A 16401-nucleotide genomic window follows, 5' to 3' on the forward strand; every position below is an offset into this window, starting at 1 on the left:
TACCTCTCTTACTTTTATACTCCTACTGCGAAGGTTAATTCACATTCACAAGCTACTACTCCATCAACTGTGGCAATTCCTTTACCAATACCCATTGGTCCTTTTATCTTTATAATTTCAACTTCTAATTTTAATCTATCACCAGGTATAACTTTTCTCTTAAACCTAGCATTTTTTATCCCACCGAAGTAGGCTATCTTGCCTCTAAACTTTTCATCATAAAGTAATGCAATGGCACCAACTTGTGCAAGAGCTTCTACTATTATCACTCCAGGTAATACTGGTTCTTGTGGAAAATGACCTTGAAAAAAATATTCATTCATAGTTATATTTTTATACCCTACTGCTTTTTTCATTGATTCTAAACCTTCTATTTTATCTACAAATAAAAATGGATATCTATGAGGTATTATTTCTTGTATCTCTTTTATATTGAGTTTTATTACATCACTTTCTATTACATCTAACATTATTTATACTACCTCCTTTATATAATCTATATTTCTACAGTTTTATCGCCATTATAGGCTGACCAAATTCTACTACATCTCCATTATTAACAAAGATTTTATCCACTGTTCCTTCAACTTCACATTCAATTTCATTCATCAATTTCATAGCTTCAATTATGCACAGAATTGACTCCTTTGATACTGAATCTCCTATTTTTATATAAGGTTCTCCATTTTCTGTAGGTGAAGAATAATATGTTCCTACCATAGGTGACTTAACTATAAAGCATTCTTCTAAATTACTCTCTTCAGTAATTATTTCTTCATGCTTTGTTGATATTACTGAGGTATTATCACTTATATTGTTAGTATAACTAACAAACTCTGTATCACATTTATCTGTTATTTTAGATTCATTTAATTTTCTAGCATCTTCATTATAAATAATTTTGCTAGAATCATTTTTGCTCATCCTTATTCTAAGTCCTGCTTCTTCTAGTTCTAATTCCTTAAGATCGGAATCATTTATTAATTTAATTAGCCTTTCAATTGCTTCATAATTCATAATTTATTCCTCCCATTTCTTAAATAAAAGTGTAGCATTATGACCACCAAATCCTAAAGAATTAGACAAAGCATATTTTAGTTCTGCTTTTCTTCCAATATTAGGAACATAATCTAAATCACAATCTTCATCATTCTCTTCAAGACCAATAGTAGCTGGAATAAACCCTTCCTCTAAAGCCTTTATACATACAATTGATTCTATAGCACCTGATGCTCCCAATAAATGTCCTGTCATTGATTTTGTAGAACTAACTGGGATCTTATAGGCTTGCTCTTTAAATAAATTTTTAATAGCTATAGTTTCAAATTTATCATTATATGGAGTACTAGTTCCATGAGCATTAATATATGATATATCTTCTAACCTTACATTTCCTTCTTCTATGGCAAGTTGCATAGCTCTTGCTGCCCCTTCTCCATCAGCACTAGGCTGAGTGATATGATAAGCATCACAAGTAGCTCCATATCCAATAACTTCACCATATATTTTTGCACCTCTTGCCTTTGCATGCTGGAGCTCTTCTAAAATTAAAACTCCTGCTCCTTCACCCATTACGAATCCACTTCTATTTTTATCAAAAGGAGTAGATGCTTTTTTAGGATCCTCACTCTTACTTAAAGCCGTTAATGCAGTAAATCCAGCAAGACCTATTGATGTTATAGATGCCTCTGTACCGCCTGTAATCATTACCTCTGCCCTATTTGCCTTTATCATCTCAAAAGCTTCACCTATACTATTAGTTCCTGTAGCACAAGCTGTCACTACAGATAGGCATGGCCCTTTAGCACCATATTTTATAGCAACATTTCCTCCTGCCATATTCTCTATCATCATAGGAATTAAAAATGGTGATACCTTAGTTGTATCTCTTTCTAACATTCTTTTATATTCATTTTCTAATGTATCGAGTCCTCCAATTCCTGAACTAATTAAAACACCAAATCTATATTTATCAATACTATCTAAATCTAAATTTGAAGATTTTACTGCCTCCTCTGCTGCTGCCATAGCAAGTTGACAATATCTATCCATTCTCTTAGCTTCTTTTCTATCAATAACTTCTGTAGGGTCAAAATCTTTAACCTCTGCAGCTATTTTAACCTTAAACTTTTCTACATCCATAGATTTTATAAAATCTATGCCACATTTACCATTCTTAACTCCATCCCAAAAGCTGTTAATATCATTACCAATAGGGGTTAATGCTCCTATGCCTGTAATTACTACTCTTCTATTCACTTTATATGTCCTCCTTAAATAACTACATTACCATTCCGCCATCTACATTTATAACTTGACCTGTTATATAGTCTCCACCCTCTGATGCAAGAAAAATTACAGTCCTTGCTACATCTTCTACATTTCCAAATCTATTTAGAGGAATTAGTCCTAACATACCATCCTTTACTTTTTCACTTAATACATCTGTCATATCACTTTTTATAAATCCTGGTGCTACAGCATTTACAGTTATCCCCCTAGCTCCTACTTCCTTAGCTATTGACTTAGTAAGTCCTATAACACCAGCTTTAGATGCTGCATAGTTTGCCTGACCTGCATTCCCTACAACTCCTACTACAGAAGAAATATTTATAATCTTTCCACTTCTCTGTTTAAGCATGTGAGATACTGCACTCTTACAAGTATTAAATACACCCTTAAGATTTATATCTATAACCTTATCAAAGTGCTCTTCTTTCATTCTCATAATTAATCCATCTTTTGTTATTCCTGCATTATTAATTAATATGTCTATAGTTCCAAAAACTTTTACCGTTTCATCTATTAATTTTTTCCCTTCTTCGAAACTACTTACATCTCCTTTTACTAAAATAGAATTTCCTCCAAGGCTTTTTATTTCCTCGGCAACTTTTTCTGCCTCTGCATCACTACTAACATAATTTATAACCACATTAGCTCCTTTTTTACCAAACTCTATAGCTATAGCTCTTCCTATACCTCTACTTCCTCCAGTAACTACCACATTCTTCCCTTTAAACATATATATATCCTCTCCTATACATGAGCTTCTTGTAAATATTTCAATGTACTATAAATTGATTCTTTATCCTCAACATTTAATATTTTTACATCTTTATTTATTTTCTTTACAAAACCACTAAGGGCTTTTCCTGGTCCCACTTCTATAAAAGTATTAATTCCCATATCAATCATATTTTCTATGGTCTTTTGCCATTTTACAGAAGATTTAACTTGAGCTTCTAACAACTGTGTAAGTTCCATTACGTTTTGTAAAACCTCTCCTGTAACATTAGGTATTACTTCTATATTGCTTTCATAAAAAGTTACCTCACTTAATACATCTCCTAATTTTTTAGATGCATTTTCCATTAATTGTGTATGAAATCCTCCACTTACTGGTAACTTAACAATTTTCTTAGCGCCTTTAATTTTTAAACTTCTCATAGCTTCTTCTACTAAGAAATCCTCTCCTGAAATTACAATTTGAGAACTACAATTATAATTTGCTATACCTATTATTCCTTTATCACTCAGTTCATTACAGACTTCTTCTATAATTTCTATTTTCCCACCAATGATAGCCGCCATGGAGCCGTTAGTTTTATCACTATCTTCCTTCATGAATATTCCTCTTTCTCTTACTACTCTTAATCCTTCTTCAAAATTCATAATTCCACTTGAGATTAAAGCAGAATATTCTCCAAGGCTCAATCCTGCAACAACTTTAGGATTTATTCCATAAGATTTCAAAATTTCAAATAATGCTATTGAAAGAGTTACTATAGCTACTTGATTATTTTCAGTAGAGGTTAGTTCTTCTATCGATCCATTGAAGCATAACTCACTTATATCTTTATTTAAAATTTTGTTAGCCTTTTCAAATACTTTCTTAGCTTCTAAGAATTCTTCATATATTTCCTTTCCCATACCTACGTACTGACTTCCTTGGCCTGGGAAAATAAATGCTATACTTTTCATAGTTACCTCTCAATTTTAAAATTTATTTATCATGGATTTTAGTAAAGTTTCAGTACCTTCTACAAAATCTTTAATTATTTCTTCACAACTTTCTTCTTTTTTTATTAAAGCTGCAATTTGACCTGCCATAATAGAACCATTATCTACATCACCGTCTATAACAGCCTTTTTAAGTCCACCAACCCCTAATTGTTCTAGCTCTTCAGCTGATATACCTGACTTTTCAAGTCTTAAATATTCTCTAGATAATCTATTTCTAAGAACTCTTACAGGATGCCCAGTACTTCTACCTGTAACTACTGAATCTATATCCTTTGATTCTATTACCTTCTTTTTATAATTTTCATGAATAGTGCACTCATTAGCTGCTAGAAATCTAGTTCCTACTTGAAATCCATTAGCACCTAATGCTAATGCGGCTAACATTCCTCTAGAATCTCCTATACCACCAGCTGATATAACAGGTATATTTACAGCATCTATAACCTGAGGAAGAAGTGCCATAGTTGTAAGTTCTCCTATGTGTCCACCAGCTTCACAACCTTCAGCAATTACCATATCTGCTCCACTTCGCTCCATTCGTTTTGCAAGCCCTGTTGAAGCTACTACTGGAATAACCTTAATATTATGATCTTTCCACATATTCATGTATTTACCTGGGTTTCCTGCACCTGTTGTAACAACCTTTACTCCCTCTTCACAAACAATCTTAGCAACCTCATCAGCATTATCACTAAGAAGCATTATATTTACTCCAAAAGGTTTATCTGTAAGTTCTTTAGCTTTTCTTATTTCTAATCTAACATTTTCTGGAGAGTTATTTCCTGCCGCTATAATTCCAAGTCCTCCCGCATTTGATACGCTACTTGCTAATATGCTATCTGCAATCCAAGCCATAGCCCCTTGAATTATTGGGTATTTTATTCCTAAAGCTTCACATATATCTGATTTGAACATATATACCTCCTATGGTTAAGGTCAGATAGATAGCTATCTGACCTTTGTTTTAATTAACTTTGCTTTCTATATAGCTTGAAATATCTTGAACATTTTTTATGTTTTCTATATCCTCATTTGGAATTTCAATATCAAACTCTTCTTCTAAACTCATAACAATTTCAAATATTTCTAGAGAATCTATTCCTAAATCATCTGTAAAACTTGCTTGTATATTTAATTCCTCTACCTCTACACCTAGTTCTTTTGCTATAACTTTTTTTACTCTTTCTAATACCATTTTTTATTCCTCCTATATACTTTTAATTATTTATTCCATTTTAACAGTGCACTACCATAGGTTAGTCCACCACCAAATCCTATAATTACTATGTTACTTCCTTGTTTAATTTGACCATTTTTATTTGCTTCATCTAAAGCTATTGGAATACTTGCACTAGATGTATTCCCCTTTTTATCTAAATTTATAATGAATTTAGATAAAGGTATATCAATTTTCTTACTAACACTTTCTATCATTCTTATATTAGCTTGATGTGGAAGTATAAAATCTACATCTTCCTTTTTTATATTACTTTTTTCAGTAATTCTATTAAATTCCTCTTCCATAACCTTAACGGCAAACTTATAAATATCTTTTCCATTCATCTGAATCTTATTATTATTTATAACTTCCTTGGTACATATATTCTCCATAGGAAGTATGTCACAAGTAAGGGATTCACCTTTAGATCCTACACTTTTACAGTTGATATAACTTATATACTCTTCAGAATCTTTTCCTATAACTACAGCTCCTGCTCCATCTCCAAATAATACACAAGTATTTCTATCTTCCCAATTGACGATTTTAGATAATACTTCTGCTCCAATTATTAAAGCTTTTGTAGCCCTACCTGTTTCTATATATCCCTTAGCTATATCTAGCGCAAATATAAAACCACTACATGCAGCATTTATATCAAAAGCCATAGCATTTACAGCACCTATTTCCTTTTGTACATTACATGCAACTGATGGAATTAAACTATCTGGTGAAACTGTGGCCACTAAAATTAAATCAATTTCTTTACCATCTACATTACTATCTTCTAAAGCCTTTAAAGCTGACTTTATTGCTAATTCTGAAGTATCTTCTCCAGTAGAAATTCTTCTTTCCGCAATTCCAGTTCTCTCTCTAATCCAGCTATCTGAAGTATCTACAATATTCTCTATATCTTTATTGTAAACTATATTAGATGGTGTATAAGAACCTGTTCCTAGTATTCTTGAACCAATCACATTTATTCTCCTTTACTTATTTTTTAAGATTGTATTTTGACTTAAAGAAGCTATTTACTTTCTCTAGAGATCTTATTAGTACTTCTTCCTCTTCATCTGTTAAACCTTTTATAGTTTCACTAATCATGTCCTGATGAAATTTTTCATGAACTCTGTATGCTAACTTTCCTTTTCTGGTAAGAGCTATCATTACAGATCTTCTATCTTCTTCTCCTCTTGTACGTTCTACATATCCTTTTTTCACGAGTTTCGTTATGGCTGTCGTTAAAGTACCTACTGTAATATTTAAATCATTTGCTACTTCCGTCATAGTTCTTGGATGATACATTCCTATAGCTTCAATAGTATGTATCTCTGTAACCGATAAATCTTTAAGCACTCCTTCTTGTAGTGCAGTTTGTTCGATCTCTAAAATATCATTAAATATAGTTACTAATAATTCATTTAATACGTATTTATTTGAATTTAAGGATTTCATTCTACTTTATTCCCCTTTTGTTTGACTTTCAAATATTTTGATAATCAAAGTATATTACTAAAGAAAAATAAAGTCAATATTTTTTTTTACTTTTATTTTTACAAATAATTTAACTTGTCACAATTTATTCATTTTTACCAAAAATAAAGTCTAGATAAATCTAGACTTTATTAAAAATTTAATATCCAATTATACCATTATATCCCAAAGGATCTATTGGAACTCCATCTACTCTTATTTCAAAATGTAGATGTGGACCTGTGCTATCTCCAGTATTTCCAACTTCTGCTATAACTTGCCCTCTTAGAATCTGTTCCCCTTCAGACACATTTAATTTGCTACAATGTGCATATACAGTCTGCAAGTTATCACTATGATCGATTATTACTACTTTACCATATCCATCCGCTACCCCTGAAAAGCTCACTGTTCCATCTAATGCAGCTTGAATTTCAGTACCTGTATTAGCAGCCAAATCAATTCCCTTATGATAATATCCTTCTCTCTTCTCACCAAAAGTAGACGTTAGTATACCCTTTATAGGTGTTGTTATTGAATTGTGTAAAAAAACCTCTCTATTTATTTGGGTACTCCCCCTACTAAGAGGCGTAAAAGCAACTTGCGAATTATTAGTCTTTTGTATATATTTAACCTGATTTTCTTTTGTAACTGTAAAGTTAATTAAACTGTTATCATTTGTATCATTGTATCCTATTATTTTATTAGAAATTTCACTTTCACTTAAAACATCTTCTTTATTACATGTTATTTTTTTATATACTATTTTATTATTTACAGCAATATCTTTAACATTATCTATATTACATGTATCTATATAGATATCTCTTACTTTATTAAGAGCATCGTTACCTGTAGCTTCATCAGCAACTATGCCAATTTCTACACCATCTGATTTCATAACTACTGCCTTTATTTTTTCATTCGCTTTTATATTTTCCTTTGCTTCTACCGGATTCATGGTAATCATAATTAAAATACATAAGAGTGATACACATACTATGACTAATTCTCGTAGTATATTTTTCATCATTGTATTACCTCCCTACTACAATGATAATATACCCCATTGAAATTATTTTAAACATAATGTATAAAACAATAGTTAATTTTATTATTAATAAAATATTAATTTTATATACTAATATATATACATTTATTAATTATTAAATTTTACTTTTAATAGGTTTACTATATGATATACTAAGGTTATAATATAATTCTTAATTGAAACTTATTCTAAAAGGTTATAAAAATAGAGCAATAAGATATAACTTATATAACAAATAAATAATTTATTTACTTATATATAATTATAACCTTAGTTTTCAACAAGAGTTTAATGTAATGCTATTACATTACGATAACATGGAAAGGTTGAGATTCTATGAGTACTTTTATGTTTAAAACCAAAAATTTAGATTATACTCCCGTAAGCAATGTGTTTATAGATAACTTCATGGTAAAGGCTAGAGGCGAGTATATAAAAGTTTATTTACTTGGTCTTAAATATTGTGTTAGTGGAGAAATAGGTGTAAACTCAACTCTTATAGCTTCAGCTCTATCCTTATTAGAAACTGACGTAATAAATGCTTGGAATTATTGGAATGACGAAGGTGTTATAAGATTAGTTCCCATAGATAACATGGGAAATTATAATATAGAATTCTTAGAACTAACTAAAGCTCCCAATAACGGAAAATCTGTGAATTTATTAAAAGAACTAGATAATTCTATGGTTAAAGATATGTTGCAAGATATAGAAAGATTATTAGCACGTCCACTTTCGCCCAAAGAAATGACTACTTATCTCGGATGGCAAAACGACTTTAATTTTTCTCCTGAAATTATACTTTTACTTATAGAATATTGTGTTTCTAAAGGAAAATCTGACTATAGATATATTGAGAAAATAGCTGTATCTTGGAGTGATAACAATATAACTAGTATAGATGAAGCACAAGACTATATAAAAAAACATGAGGATAAATGGATTAATATAAGAAAAATCTTAACTTATTTAGGTCTGAAAAATGGTGATGTTATGAAACCTCAAGAAGAGCTTTTGGAAAAATGGTTAAATGTATATAATTTTTCTTTAGAAATTATATATAAAGCTTGTGACATATGCTTTGAAAGACTAAGTAGAGCTGACTTTAAATATATTGATGGTATACTTAATAGTTGGTTTAAAGACAAAATTAAAACTCTTCAAGATATTGAGTTAAAAGATAAGAAAAAAATTAATTTTAAACCTATTGTTAATGAAGTTTCAAATACCAATACAAAAAAAGGTAAAGGTAAATTTCATAGTTACGATCAAAGGACCTATGATTTTGATGATTTAGAAAGAAAACTTTTAGGATGGGATAATAATGATTAATAAACATCATTTAGAAATTATGAAATTTTATGATAAAATAAAGGAAAATCAAAAAAATGCTTTAGAATTAAGAAAATCAGAAGTAAAAAAACGTGTTCCTGAAATAGACGATATTGAAAATCATATTGGTAAGCTATGTATTAAGGTTTCCCTAGCAGCCTTTCAGGATGCGCCTAATAGAGAACAACATTTAAAAGAATTAAGGGAAAATATAACTAATTTAAGAGTTAAAAAGACTGAATTACTGGTATCAAACGGTTATCCTTTAGATTATTTAGATATTCATTATAATTGTAATAAGTGTAAAGATACTGGATTTATAGGATTACAAAAATGTAGTTGCTATAAACAAAAACTTAATAGTATTTATTATAGAAATACTGATTTATTCATAGTTTCTGATGATCATAATTTTGCTAATTTTAATATGGACTTCTATAGTGATAAAAGAATTGGCCGTGAAAAATATAGTCCAAAGGAAAATATGAAAAGTATTGTAAATCAATGTTTTAGATATATAGCAAATTTTGAGTTAACATCAGAAAATCTTCTTTTTTATGGTAATCCAGGCACTGGAAAAACCTTTTTATCTCGCTGTATCGCGAAAGAATTAATAGATAATGGATATTTTATAGTATATAAGACTTCTGAAGAATTAATTAAAAACTTAAAAGATATAAGATTTAATAACAATTCAGCTCTAGAAGATCACCTAATTAATTGTGATTTGCTTATAATAGATGACTTAGGTACAGAAGTATCATCAGAATTTGCTATATCTGAGTTATTTAACCTACTGAATACAAAGCTTCTAAGAAATAAAAAAATGTTAATATCTAGTAACTTTTCTTTAGATGAATTATTATCTATCTATTCAGAACGTATTACATCTAGACTTTTTGGTAACTTTTCCTTGTTTAAGTTTTATGGTGATGATATAAGACTTCAAAAAAATTTAAATAGTAAAGCATCCTCTAAATAATTTTATTTGATTAAAGCATCCTAACTTATACTTATATTAAGTTAGGATGTTTTTTTATTTAGAATAATCATAAAGGCCTCCCATCATTAAAAAATCTTCTGCCTTTTCATCTTCTAAGCCCTTTTTATTATTTGAGTGTATAAAGGTAGATCTTATTATGGATGAATCTCCATACTTTTCTCTTATTTTATCTATGGTACTATCTAAGCTTCTTTGTTTATCTATTTTTTCATCATCAAATAAAGATTTTTGATATATACTATTATCACTCAACTTAGTTACTCTGACTCCTAATAATCTTATAGGTTCTTTACGCCACATCTCCTTAAATATTACTTTCACTAATTTAAAAATCTCCTCAGTCGAATCTGTTGAGGTTAAAAATTTTTTCTGATGAGAATAAGTTGTAAATATATTCGACTTTATTGATACAGCTACAATACCACATAAAGATTTATTATCTCTAAGTCTTTTAGCTACGCTTTCAGTAAGTGACAATAATACTTTTAGAGCTTCATCTATACTTAATATATCCTTGCTTGTAGTAGTTGAATTTCCTATGCCTTTTACATCCACATAATTATCACAGTTAATGGGTGAATTATCTATTCCATTGGCATATTCATAAATTATATTTGCATAGCTCTTAAATATATTTCTTAAAATGCTCAAATTATAATTTGCTAAATCTCCAATTGTAAATATATTTAAATCTATAAGCTTTTTTTCTGCTGCTTTTCCAACCATAAATAAATCGCCTACTTTAAGTGGCCACATCTTTATTTTTATTTCTTCTTTAAATAATGTATGGATAGAATTCTTCTTAGAAAAATCACTAGCCATCTTAGCTAACAACTTATTATTTCCTATTCCTATATTTACTGTAAAACCTAAGTCTTCTTCTATTTTTTTTTTAATATCCTTAGCCTTTTCCATGTAGTCATATTTAAAATGACTTACTTCCATAAAAACTTCATCTATAGAATATCTTTCAATAAAATCAGAATATGGCTCTAACAATTTATACATATCATTACTGAACCTTGTATATAGTTTATGTTCTGGTGGATAAACTTTTAATTGAGGGTACTTTTTCAACGCGGCTACTATAGGTTCTCCTGTTATTATATTAAATTTCTTAGCTGGAATTGATTTTGCTAAAACTACTCCTCTTCTATCTTCTATACTTCCACCTATTATAGAAGGAATTTTTCTTATATCTATTTCACTTTCTCCACTTCTTAATAAATTTATAGCTGTCCATGATAGAAATGCAGAGTTAACATCTATGTGAAATATTATTCTCTCGGACTTATTCTCCACAAATATCACATCCTCAAAATTAACTTACATTCTTATTTTAACGAACAAATATTCGTTTGTAAAGATATAATTATACACCTTTATGACAATAATTTATTTTAAATTAAAATATGCCCTTAATTTTTATGTATTTAATTATTTTTTACTTATATATTAATTCAAAAAATAAAAAAGATTCTGAATTAATTCAGAATCTTTGGAGCTGGCAATAGGAATCGAACCTACAACCTGCTGATTACAAATCAGCTGCTCTACCGTTGAGCCATGCCAGCATAAATGGCGACCCAGAAGGGACTCGAACCCTCGACCTCCGGCGTGACAGGCCGGCACTCTAACCAACTGAGCCACTGGGCCACATTAAATTATGTGGTGGTCGCAACAGGGATCGAACCTGTGACCCCCTGCTTGTAAGGCAGGTGCTCTCCCAGCTGAGCTATGCGACCTAGTATGGTGACTCCTAGGGGAATCGAACCCCTGTTACCACCGTGAAAGGGTGGTGTCTTGACCGCTTGACCAAGGAGCCATATGTCATTTTGCTTTTGTTTTGTGTTTGCCGGGTCATCCGACATTTATTATAATACAAAAATTTTAAACTTTTGTCAACAAATTTTTAAAAATATTTTTTTTTATTTTTTTCTCCAAAATTATATACAGAAAATATGTTATTTATTAAATATATTATAATTTAATAATAAACTTATATTATAGTTTTAATATGTAGTATAATTCTATATACTATAGTTAATATATTAGTTAATATGTTATAAAATATATTTAAAGGCTTGAGGTGATCTTATTTTGTATCATGACTTAATTATTGTTGGTGGTGGATCTTGTGGCATAGTATCTGCAATTAAATCAAAAGATTTAAGTATAGACGTAGCTATAATAGATAGTAGCGATAGAGTAGGCAAAAAATTGTTAATTACTGGTAATGGACGTTGTAATTTAACAAACGAAAAATTATCCTTATCAAGATTTCATAGTGATAATAATAATTTTTTTAAAGATATTATTAATACCTATGATTTAGAATATACTCTTAACTTTTTTAAATCCATAGGAATATATACATGTACCTTAGATTCTGGAAAGATATACCCATTATCTCTTCAAGCATCCTCCGTGTTAGATATTCTTAGAATGAATTTATCTGAAAGAAATATACCTACTTACATGAATGAAAAAGTTTTAAATATCATTAACACAAAGAAGGGATACTTCGAAATTATTACTTCTTCAACTACATATACATGTAAAAAAGTTCTCTTATGTACTGGAGGAAAAAGTTATACTAGAACGGGATCTGATGGCTCTGGTCATAAACTAGCTAAAAACTTTGGCCATAGATTAATAAACTTAACACCTGGTATAGTTCAATTAAAACTAAACTATGATAGACTTAAGGCTATTTCTGGGGTGAAATTTGAAAGCTCTTGTAATATAGAAGTAAATGGTGAAACTAAAAAACAAGAATTTGGTGAAATCTTATTCACAGACTATGGTATATCAGGGCCTCCAATTCTACAGCTTAGTAGAATTGCTTCTAAAGGAATTCTAAGTAAGTCATCAGTTTTTATACATGTAAATTTACTTAATTCAGATTATGACCATATAGTAGATTTTTTTGAAACACACTTTGCAGTGTTTTCATATAGAAGTATTTCAGACAATCTAGTAGGAATTATAAATAAAAAACTTATTCCTATTATATTAAAAGAGTGTGGAATTACTGACATTCACATGCTTACATATTCCCTAGAATATGAATATAGATTTAAACTTTATAAGATTTTATGTGATTGGAAGTTTCAAGTTATTGATACCAACTCTTTTGAAAATGCTCAAGTTACCATAGGTGGAATAGATACTACGGAGGTAAACCCTATAACTTTAGAATCTAAACTAACTCTGGGTCTATACTTTGGTGGCGAAATTTTAGATGTTGATGGTGATTGTGGTGGTTTTAATTTGCAGTGGTGCTGGAGCTCCTCTAGTGCTGCTGTGAACGCCATTTATAATTCATTAAAGGATTAGATTACATATTAACATAAAAGCTGTTATTCAAGGTGATTTGTGTGATTTTATATACCACTTAATTTAATATTTTTAAAAAATAAAACTGATAAGAAATAAATGTATTTCTTGTCAGTTTTAAACTTTGAATTAATTTTTTTCTAATCTTTCTTACAATGACGTACTTTTAAAGATCTGAGATTCTCATAGTTTGATCTCTTTTAGGACCTACTGATATTATAGATATCCTAACACCAGTGAATTCTTCTATTTTTCTTAAGTATATCTTTGCATTTTCTGGAAGGTCTTCATATTTTCTAGCATCTTTTATACTTTCATCCCATCCATCAAATTCTTCATATACAGGTTCACATTTTGCTAAATCTTCAAGGCTAGCTGGGAAGTAGTCTATTACTTTTCCATCTAACTTATATCCTACACAAACTTTTATTTTATCAAGTCCAGCTAGTGTGTCAATCTTTGTTACTCCAAAACTAGTTAATCCAGAAACTCTAGCAGCACTTTTTAGTATAACGAGATCAAGCCAACCACATCTTCTACTTCTTCCTGTAGTAACTCCATATTCAAATCCTTTTTCTCTTATCCAATCTCCAACTTCATTTTCTTGTTCCGTTGGAAAAGGTCCTTTTCCAACTCTAGTTGTATATCCTTTTACAATTCCTACAGCACTATCTATCATAGTTGGTCCTATACCAGCACCTGTACATATACCACCTGCTACTGTATTAGAAGATGTTACATATGGATATGAACCAAAATCTATATCAAGAAGTGTTCCTTGAGCTCCTTCAAATAACACATTTTTATTTGCTTTTATGCTATTAAAAACTCTAACTGATGCATCATCTACAAATGGCTTCATTCTCTTACCATATTCTAAATAGGCCTCAAAAACCTCATCAAAGCTTAGGGCCTCTCCACCATAAATTTTAACTATTAAATCATTTTTAGCTGGAAGATATTCTTGTAATTTTTCTCTTAAAACTTCTGGTTTAATAAGATCACAAACCCTTATTCCACATCTCTCAACTTTGTCAGTATAACAAGGTCCTATTCCTTTTTTAGTAGTACCTATATCGTTCTTTCCTCTAGCTTCTTCCTTAAGAGCATCTAATACCTTATGATAAGGCATTATAACTTGAGCTCTGTCACTTATTATTAATCTCTCCGGAGTTATGTTTTCTCCTAATCCTTTTAAATAATCCATTTCTGTAAATAGAGCTTCTGGATCTACAACCACTCCATTGCCTATTACATTAAGTTTGTCTTTATAAAGTATTCCTGATGGAATTAAATGTAGCTTATACTCCTTTTCTCCCACTACTACAGTATGACCTGCATTATTTCCCCCTTGGAATCTAACAACTACATCTGCACTTTCTGCAAGATAATCAGTCATTTTACCCTTTCCTTCGTCTCCCCATTGAGCTCCTAATACCACAAATGATGACATATTTTACATCTCCTTTTTTTTACTCATTAGTAAAACTTACTATAAATTAAACTAGCTTACTATATTTCTCATCTAATATTCTAGCAACATAAACACCACTAGCAGATGCTTGTGATAGTGAATGTGTAACTCCAGACCCATCTCCTAATACATAAAGGCTTTTTACTTTTGTTTCTAAGTTATTATCCACTTCTATATTAGAATTATAAAACTTAACTTCTACACCATATAACAATGTATCTTCATTAGCTGTTCCGGGTGCTATATTATCTAGAGCATATATCATTTCTATTATAGCATCTAATTGACGCTTTGGTATAACTAAGCTTAAATCTCCCGGTGTAGCTTTTAAAGTTGAAATAGTAAAGCTTTTACTCATTCTATGATCATTAGTTCTTCTCCCCTGTACTAAATCTCCAAATCTTTGAACTAATACTCCGCCACCTAACATATTACTAAGTCTTGCTATAGATTCACCATATTCATTACTATTTTTAAATGGCTCTGTAAAATTATTAGTAACTAATAATGCAAAGTTTGTGTTTTCTGTATGAAGTTCTGGATTTGAATAGCTATGTCCATTTACTGTTACTATTCCATTTGTATTTTCACTAACTACCTCACCATGTGGGTTCATGCAAAATGTTCTGACTAAATCTCCATACTTTTTAGTTCTATATACAACTTTACTTTCATATACTTTATCTGTTATGTGTTCAAAAATAGCTGCAGGTAGTTCAACTCTAACACCTATATCTACTCTATTACTTCTACTTTCTATACCTAGCTTAGTACAAACCTTAGATATCCATTTAGATCCCGACCTTCCTGTGGCAACTATTATATCTTTGCATCTAAATTCTTCATCCTCAGTTTTCACTATAAATTCTTTACCGTACTTTTCTATATTCATAACTTCAGTATTAAACTTCATCTCTATATTATCTTTTATCTTATTATATAAATTACCTAGTATTTTTACATTTCTATCTGTACCAAGATGTCTAACTTTAGCATCTAAAAGATGTAAATCATGTTTTAGTGCCTCAGTCTTTAGTGTACTATCCGCAGTTGAATATAACTTCGCATCACTTCCACCATGATCACATAAAACCTTATCTACATAATACATAAGATCTAAAGCTTCTTGCCTACCGACATATTTATATAAATCTCCACCAAAGTTATTAGTTATATTATACTTACCATCTGAAAGACTTCCAGCACCACCATAACCATTCATAATGTCGCAAGATTTACAATGAATGCAAGTTTTTATTTTTTTCCCATCTATAGGACATTTTCTTTTTTCTAGGCTATTTCCTTTTTCTATCATTAATACTTTAGCCTTTGAGCCTAAAGCTGTTAATTCATAGGCCGCGAAAACACCACTAGCTCCTGCACCAACAATTATAATATCATAATTTTTATACATGTTAATCACCCCATAAATATATTAACAAAGAGATGTAGTATTTTCAATAAAAAATACGAATATTTTATATAAT

Annotated in this window: 16 protein-coding genes and 4 tRNA genes; 3 read left to right on the forward strand and 17 right to left on the reverse strand. The window is 30.1% G+C overall.

What is annotated here, in order from left to right; all coding sequences use genetic code 11:
* Positions 1 to 14 precede the first annotated feature (14 nt).
* The 10 genes from fabZ to B3630_RS06640 all read right to left on the reverse strand — a co-directional run bounded on the left by fabZ (position 15) and on the right by B3630_RS06640 (position 7748).
* Complete coding sequence (gene fabZ / locus B3630_RS06595; RefSeq protein ID WP_346896620.1) at positions 15 to 470, reverse strand: 3-hydroxyacyl-ACP dehydratase FabZ; 456 nt, start codon at positions 468 to 470, stop codon at positions 15 to 17.
* Between the two features lie 34 nt (positions 471 to 504).
* Entirely contained in the window at positions 505 to 1017 is a 513-nt protein-coding gene (accB, locus tag B3630_RS06600; protein WP_346896622.1) for an acetyl-CoA carboxylase biotin carboxyl carrier protein, read from the reverse strand.
* A 3-nt stretch (positions 1018 to 1020) separates the two neighbouring features.
* Complete coding sequence (fabF, locus tag B3630_RS06605) at positions 1021 to 2259, reverse strand: beta-ketoacyl-ACP synthase II (RefSeq protein ID WP_346896624.1); 1239 nt, start codon at positions 2257 to 2259, stop codon at positions 1021 to 1023.
* Positions 2260 to 2281: 22 nt separating this feature from the next.
* Entirely contained in the window at positions 2282 to 3022 is a 741-nt protein-coding gene (gene fabG / locus B3630_RS06610) for a 3-oxoacyl-[acyl-carrier-protein] reductase (RefSeq protein ID WP_346896626.1), read from the reverse strand.
* Between the two features lie 14 nt (positions 3023 to 3036).
* On the reverse strand, positions 3037 to 3981 hold the full coding sequence (fabD, locus tag B3630_RS06615; RefSeq protein WP_346896628.1) for an ACP S-malonyltransferase: 945 nt from the start codon (positions 3979 to 3981) through the stop codon (positions 3037 to 3039).
* A gap of 15 nt (positions 3982 to 3996) precedes the next feature.
* Positions 3997 to 4938, reverse strand: a complete 942-nt coding sequence (gene fabK, locus B3630_RS06620; RefSeq protein WP_346896630.1) for an enoyl-[acyl-carrier-protein] reductase FabK — start codon at positions 4936 to 4938, stop codon at positions 3997 to 3999.
* 49 nt (positions 4939 to 4987) lie between these two features.
* Positions 4988 to 5218, reverse strand: a complete 231-nt coding sequence (acpP, locus tag B3630_RS06625; RefSeq protein WP_035134562.1) for an acyl carrier protein — start codon at positions 5216 to 5218, stop codon at positions 4988 to 4990.
* A 26-nt stretch (positions 5219 to 5244) separates the two neighbouring features.
* A complete protein-coding gene (locus tag B3630_RS06630) occupies positions 5245 to 6219 on the reverse strand; it encodes a beta-ketoacyl-ACP synthase III (protein ID WP_346896632.1) in 975 nt (324 codons plus the stop codon).
* A 16-nt stretch (positions 6220 to 6235) separates the two neighbouring features.
* Positions 6236 to 6697 carry a MarR family winged helix-turn-helix transcriptional regulator gene (locus B3630_RS06635; RefSeq protein WP_035134559.1) on the reverse strand — a complete coding sequence of 154 codons (462 nt, stop codon included), beginning with the start codon at positions 6695 to 6697 and terminating at the stop codon, positions 6236 to 6238.
* Positions 6698 to 6875: 178 nt separating this feature from the next.
* The gene (locus B3630_RS06640) at positions 6876 to 7748 is read right to left on the reverse strand and encodes a M23 family metallopeptidase (protein WP_346896634.1); all 873 of its coding nucleotides are present in this window, start codon (positions 7746 to 7748) and stop codon (positions 6876 to 6878) included.
* A 354-nt stretch (positions 7749 to 8102) separates the two neighbouring features.
* Here B3630_RS06640 and B3630_RS06645 point away from each other — a divergent pair, with 354 nt between their 5' ends.
* Complete coding sequence (locus B3630_RS06645; RefSeq protein WP_346896636.1) at positions 8103 to 9098, forward strand: DnaD domain protein; 996 nt, start codon at positions 8103 to 8105, stop codon at positions 9096 to 9098.
* A complete protein-coding gene (locus B3630_RS06650; RefSeq protein ID WP_346896638.1) occupies positions 9091 to 10080 on the forward strand; it encodes an ATP-binding protein in 990 nt (329 codons plus the stop codon). The genes B3630_RS06645 and B3630_RS06650 overlap by 8 nt, the downstream gene beginning before the upstream one ends.
* Before the next feature lie 54 nt (positions 10081 to 10134).
* On the opposite strand, the gene B3630_RS06655 is transcribed toward B3630_RS06650, so the two are convergent.
* The 5 genes from B3630_RS06655 to B3630_RS06675 form a co-directional block, all read right to left on the reverse strand.
* Positions 10135 to 11403, reverse strand: a complete 1269-nt coding sequence (locus B3630_RS06655) for a DNA polymerase IV (RefSeq protein WP_346896640.1) — start codon at positions 11401 to 11403, stop codon at positions 10135 to 10137.
* Between the two features lie 197 nt (positions 11404 to 11600).
* Positions 11601 to 11675 (reverse strand) — tRNA-Thr (locus B3630_RS06660).
* A 5-nt stretch (positions 11676 to 11680) separates the two neighbouring features.
* Positions 11681 to 11757 (reverse strand) — tRNA-Asp (locus B3630_RS06665).
* A 13-nt stretch (positions 11758 to 11770) separates the two neighbouring features.
* Positions 11771 to 11846 (reverse strand) — tRNA-Val (locus B3630_RS06670).
* A gap of 5 nt (positions 11847 to 11851) precedes the next feature.
* A tRNA-Glu gene (locus B3630_RS06675) sits at positions 11852 to 11926 on the reverse strand.
* Positions 11927 to 12201: 275 nt separating this feature from the next.
* Here B3630_RS06675 and B3630_RS06680 point away from each other — a divergent pair.
* Positions 12202 to 13440 (forward strand): NAD(P)/FAD-dependent oxidoreductase, encoded by a 1239-nt coding sequence (locus B3630_RS06680; RefSeq protein WP_346896642.1) that lies wholly within the window; start codon positions 12202 to 12204, stop codon positions 13438 to 13440.
* Between the two features lie 166 nt (positions 13441 to 13606).
* Here the strand turns inward: B3630_RS06680 and B3630_RS06685 are convergent, their stop codons facing one another.
* Together B3630_RS06685 and B3630_RS06690 are read right to left on the reverse strand one after the other, a co-directional pair.
* Positions 13607 to 14893 carry an adenylosuccinate synthase gene (locus B3630_RS06685; RefSeq protein ID WP_346896644.1) on the reverse strand — a complete coding sequence of 429 codons (1287 nt, stop codon included), beginning with the start codon at positions 14891 to 14893 and terminating at the stop codon, positions 13607 to 13609.
* Positions 14894 to 14939: 46 nt separating this feature from the next.
* Positions 14940 to 16328, reverse strand: coding sequence for an NAD(P)/FAD-dependent oxidoreductase (locus tag B3630_RS06690; protein ID WP_346896646.1), 1389 nt, complete (start codon positions 16326 to 16328; stop codon positions 14940 to 14942).
* Positions 16329 to 16401: the final 73 nt, after the last annotated feature.

Origin of the sequence: Clostridium sp. UBA7503, assembly GCF_002477055.1 — a bacterium.
In the GTDB taxonomy this organism is placed as follows: Bacteria; Bacillota; Clostridia; order Clostridiales; family Clostridiaceae; genus Clostridium_J; species Clostridium_J sulfidigenes.

What these genes read in the sequence shown, in the direction of transcription:
- fabZ (WP_346896620.1), bottom strand. Translation starts at nt 470, where the DNA reads ATGTTAGATGTAATAGAAAGTGATGTAATAAAACTCAATATAAAAGAG.
- accB (WP_346896622.1), bottom strand. Translation starts at nt 1,017, where the DNA reads ATGAATTATGAAGCAATTGAAAGGCTAATTAAATTAATAAATGATTCC.
- fabG (WP_346896626.1), bottom strand. Translation starts at nt 3,022, where the DNA reads ATGTTTAAAGGGAAGAATGTGGTAGTTACTGGAGGAAGTAGAGGTATA.
- fabD (WP_346896628.1), bottom strand. Translation starts at nt 3,981, where the DNA reads ATGAAAAGTATAGCATTTATTTTCCCAGGCCAAGGAAGTCAGTACGTA.
- fabK (WP_346896630.1), bottom strand. Translation starts at nt 4,938, where the DNA reads ATGTTCAAATCAGATATATGTGAAGCTTTAGGAATAAAATACCCAATA.
- acpP (WP_035134562.1), bottom strand. Translation starts at nt 5,218, where the DNA reads ATGGTATTAGAAAGAGTAAAAAAAGTTATAGCAAAAGAACTAGGTGTA.
- B3630_RS06635 (WP_035134559.1), bottom strand. Translation starts at nt 6,697, where the DNA reads ATGAAATCCTTAAATTCAAATAAATACGTATTAAATGAATTATTAGTA.
- B3630_RS06640 (WP_346896634.1), bottom strand. Translation starts at nt 7,748, where the DNA reads ATGATGAAAAATATACTACGAGAATTAGTCATAGTATGTGTATCACTC.
- B3630_RS06645 (WP_346896636.1), top strand. Translation starts at nt 8,103, where the DNA reads ATGAGTACTTTTATGTTTAAAACCAAAAATTTAGATTATACTCCCGTA.
- B3630_RS06650 (WP_346896638.1), top strand. Translation starts at nt 9,091, where the DNA reads ATGATTAATAAACATCATTTAGAAATTATGAAATTTTATGATAAAATA.
- B3630_RS06685 (WP_346896644.1), bottom strand. Translation starts at nt 14,893, where the DNA reads ATGTCATCATTTGTGGTATTAGGAGCTCAATGGGGAGACGAAGGAAAG.
- B3630_RS06690 (WP_346896646.1), bottom strand. Translation starts at nt 16,328, where the DNA reads ATGTATAAAAATTATGATATTATAATTGTTGGTGCAGGAGCTAGTGGT.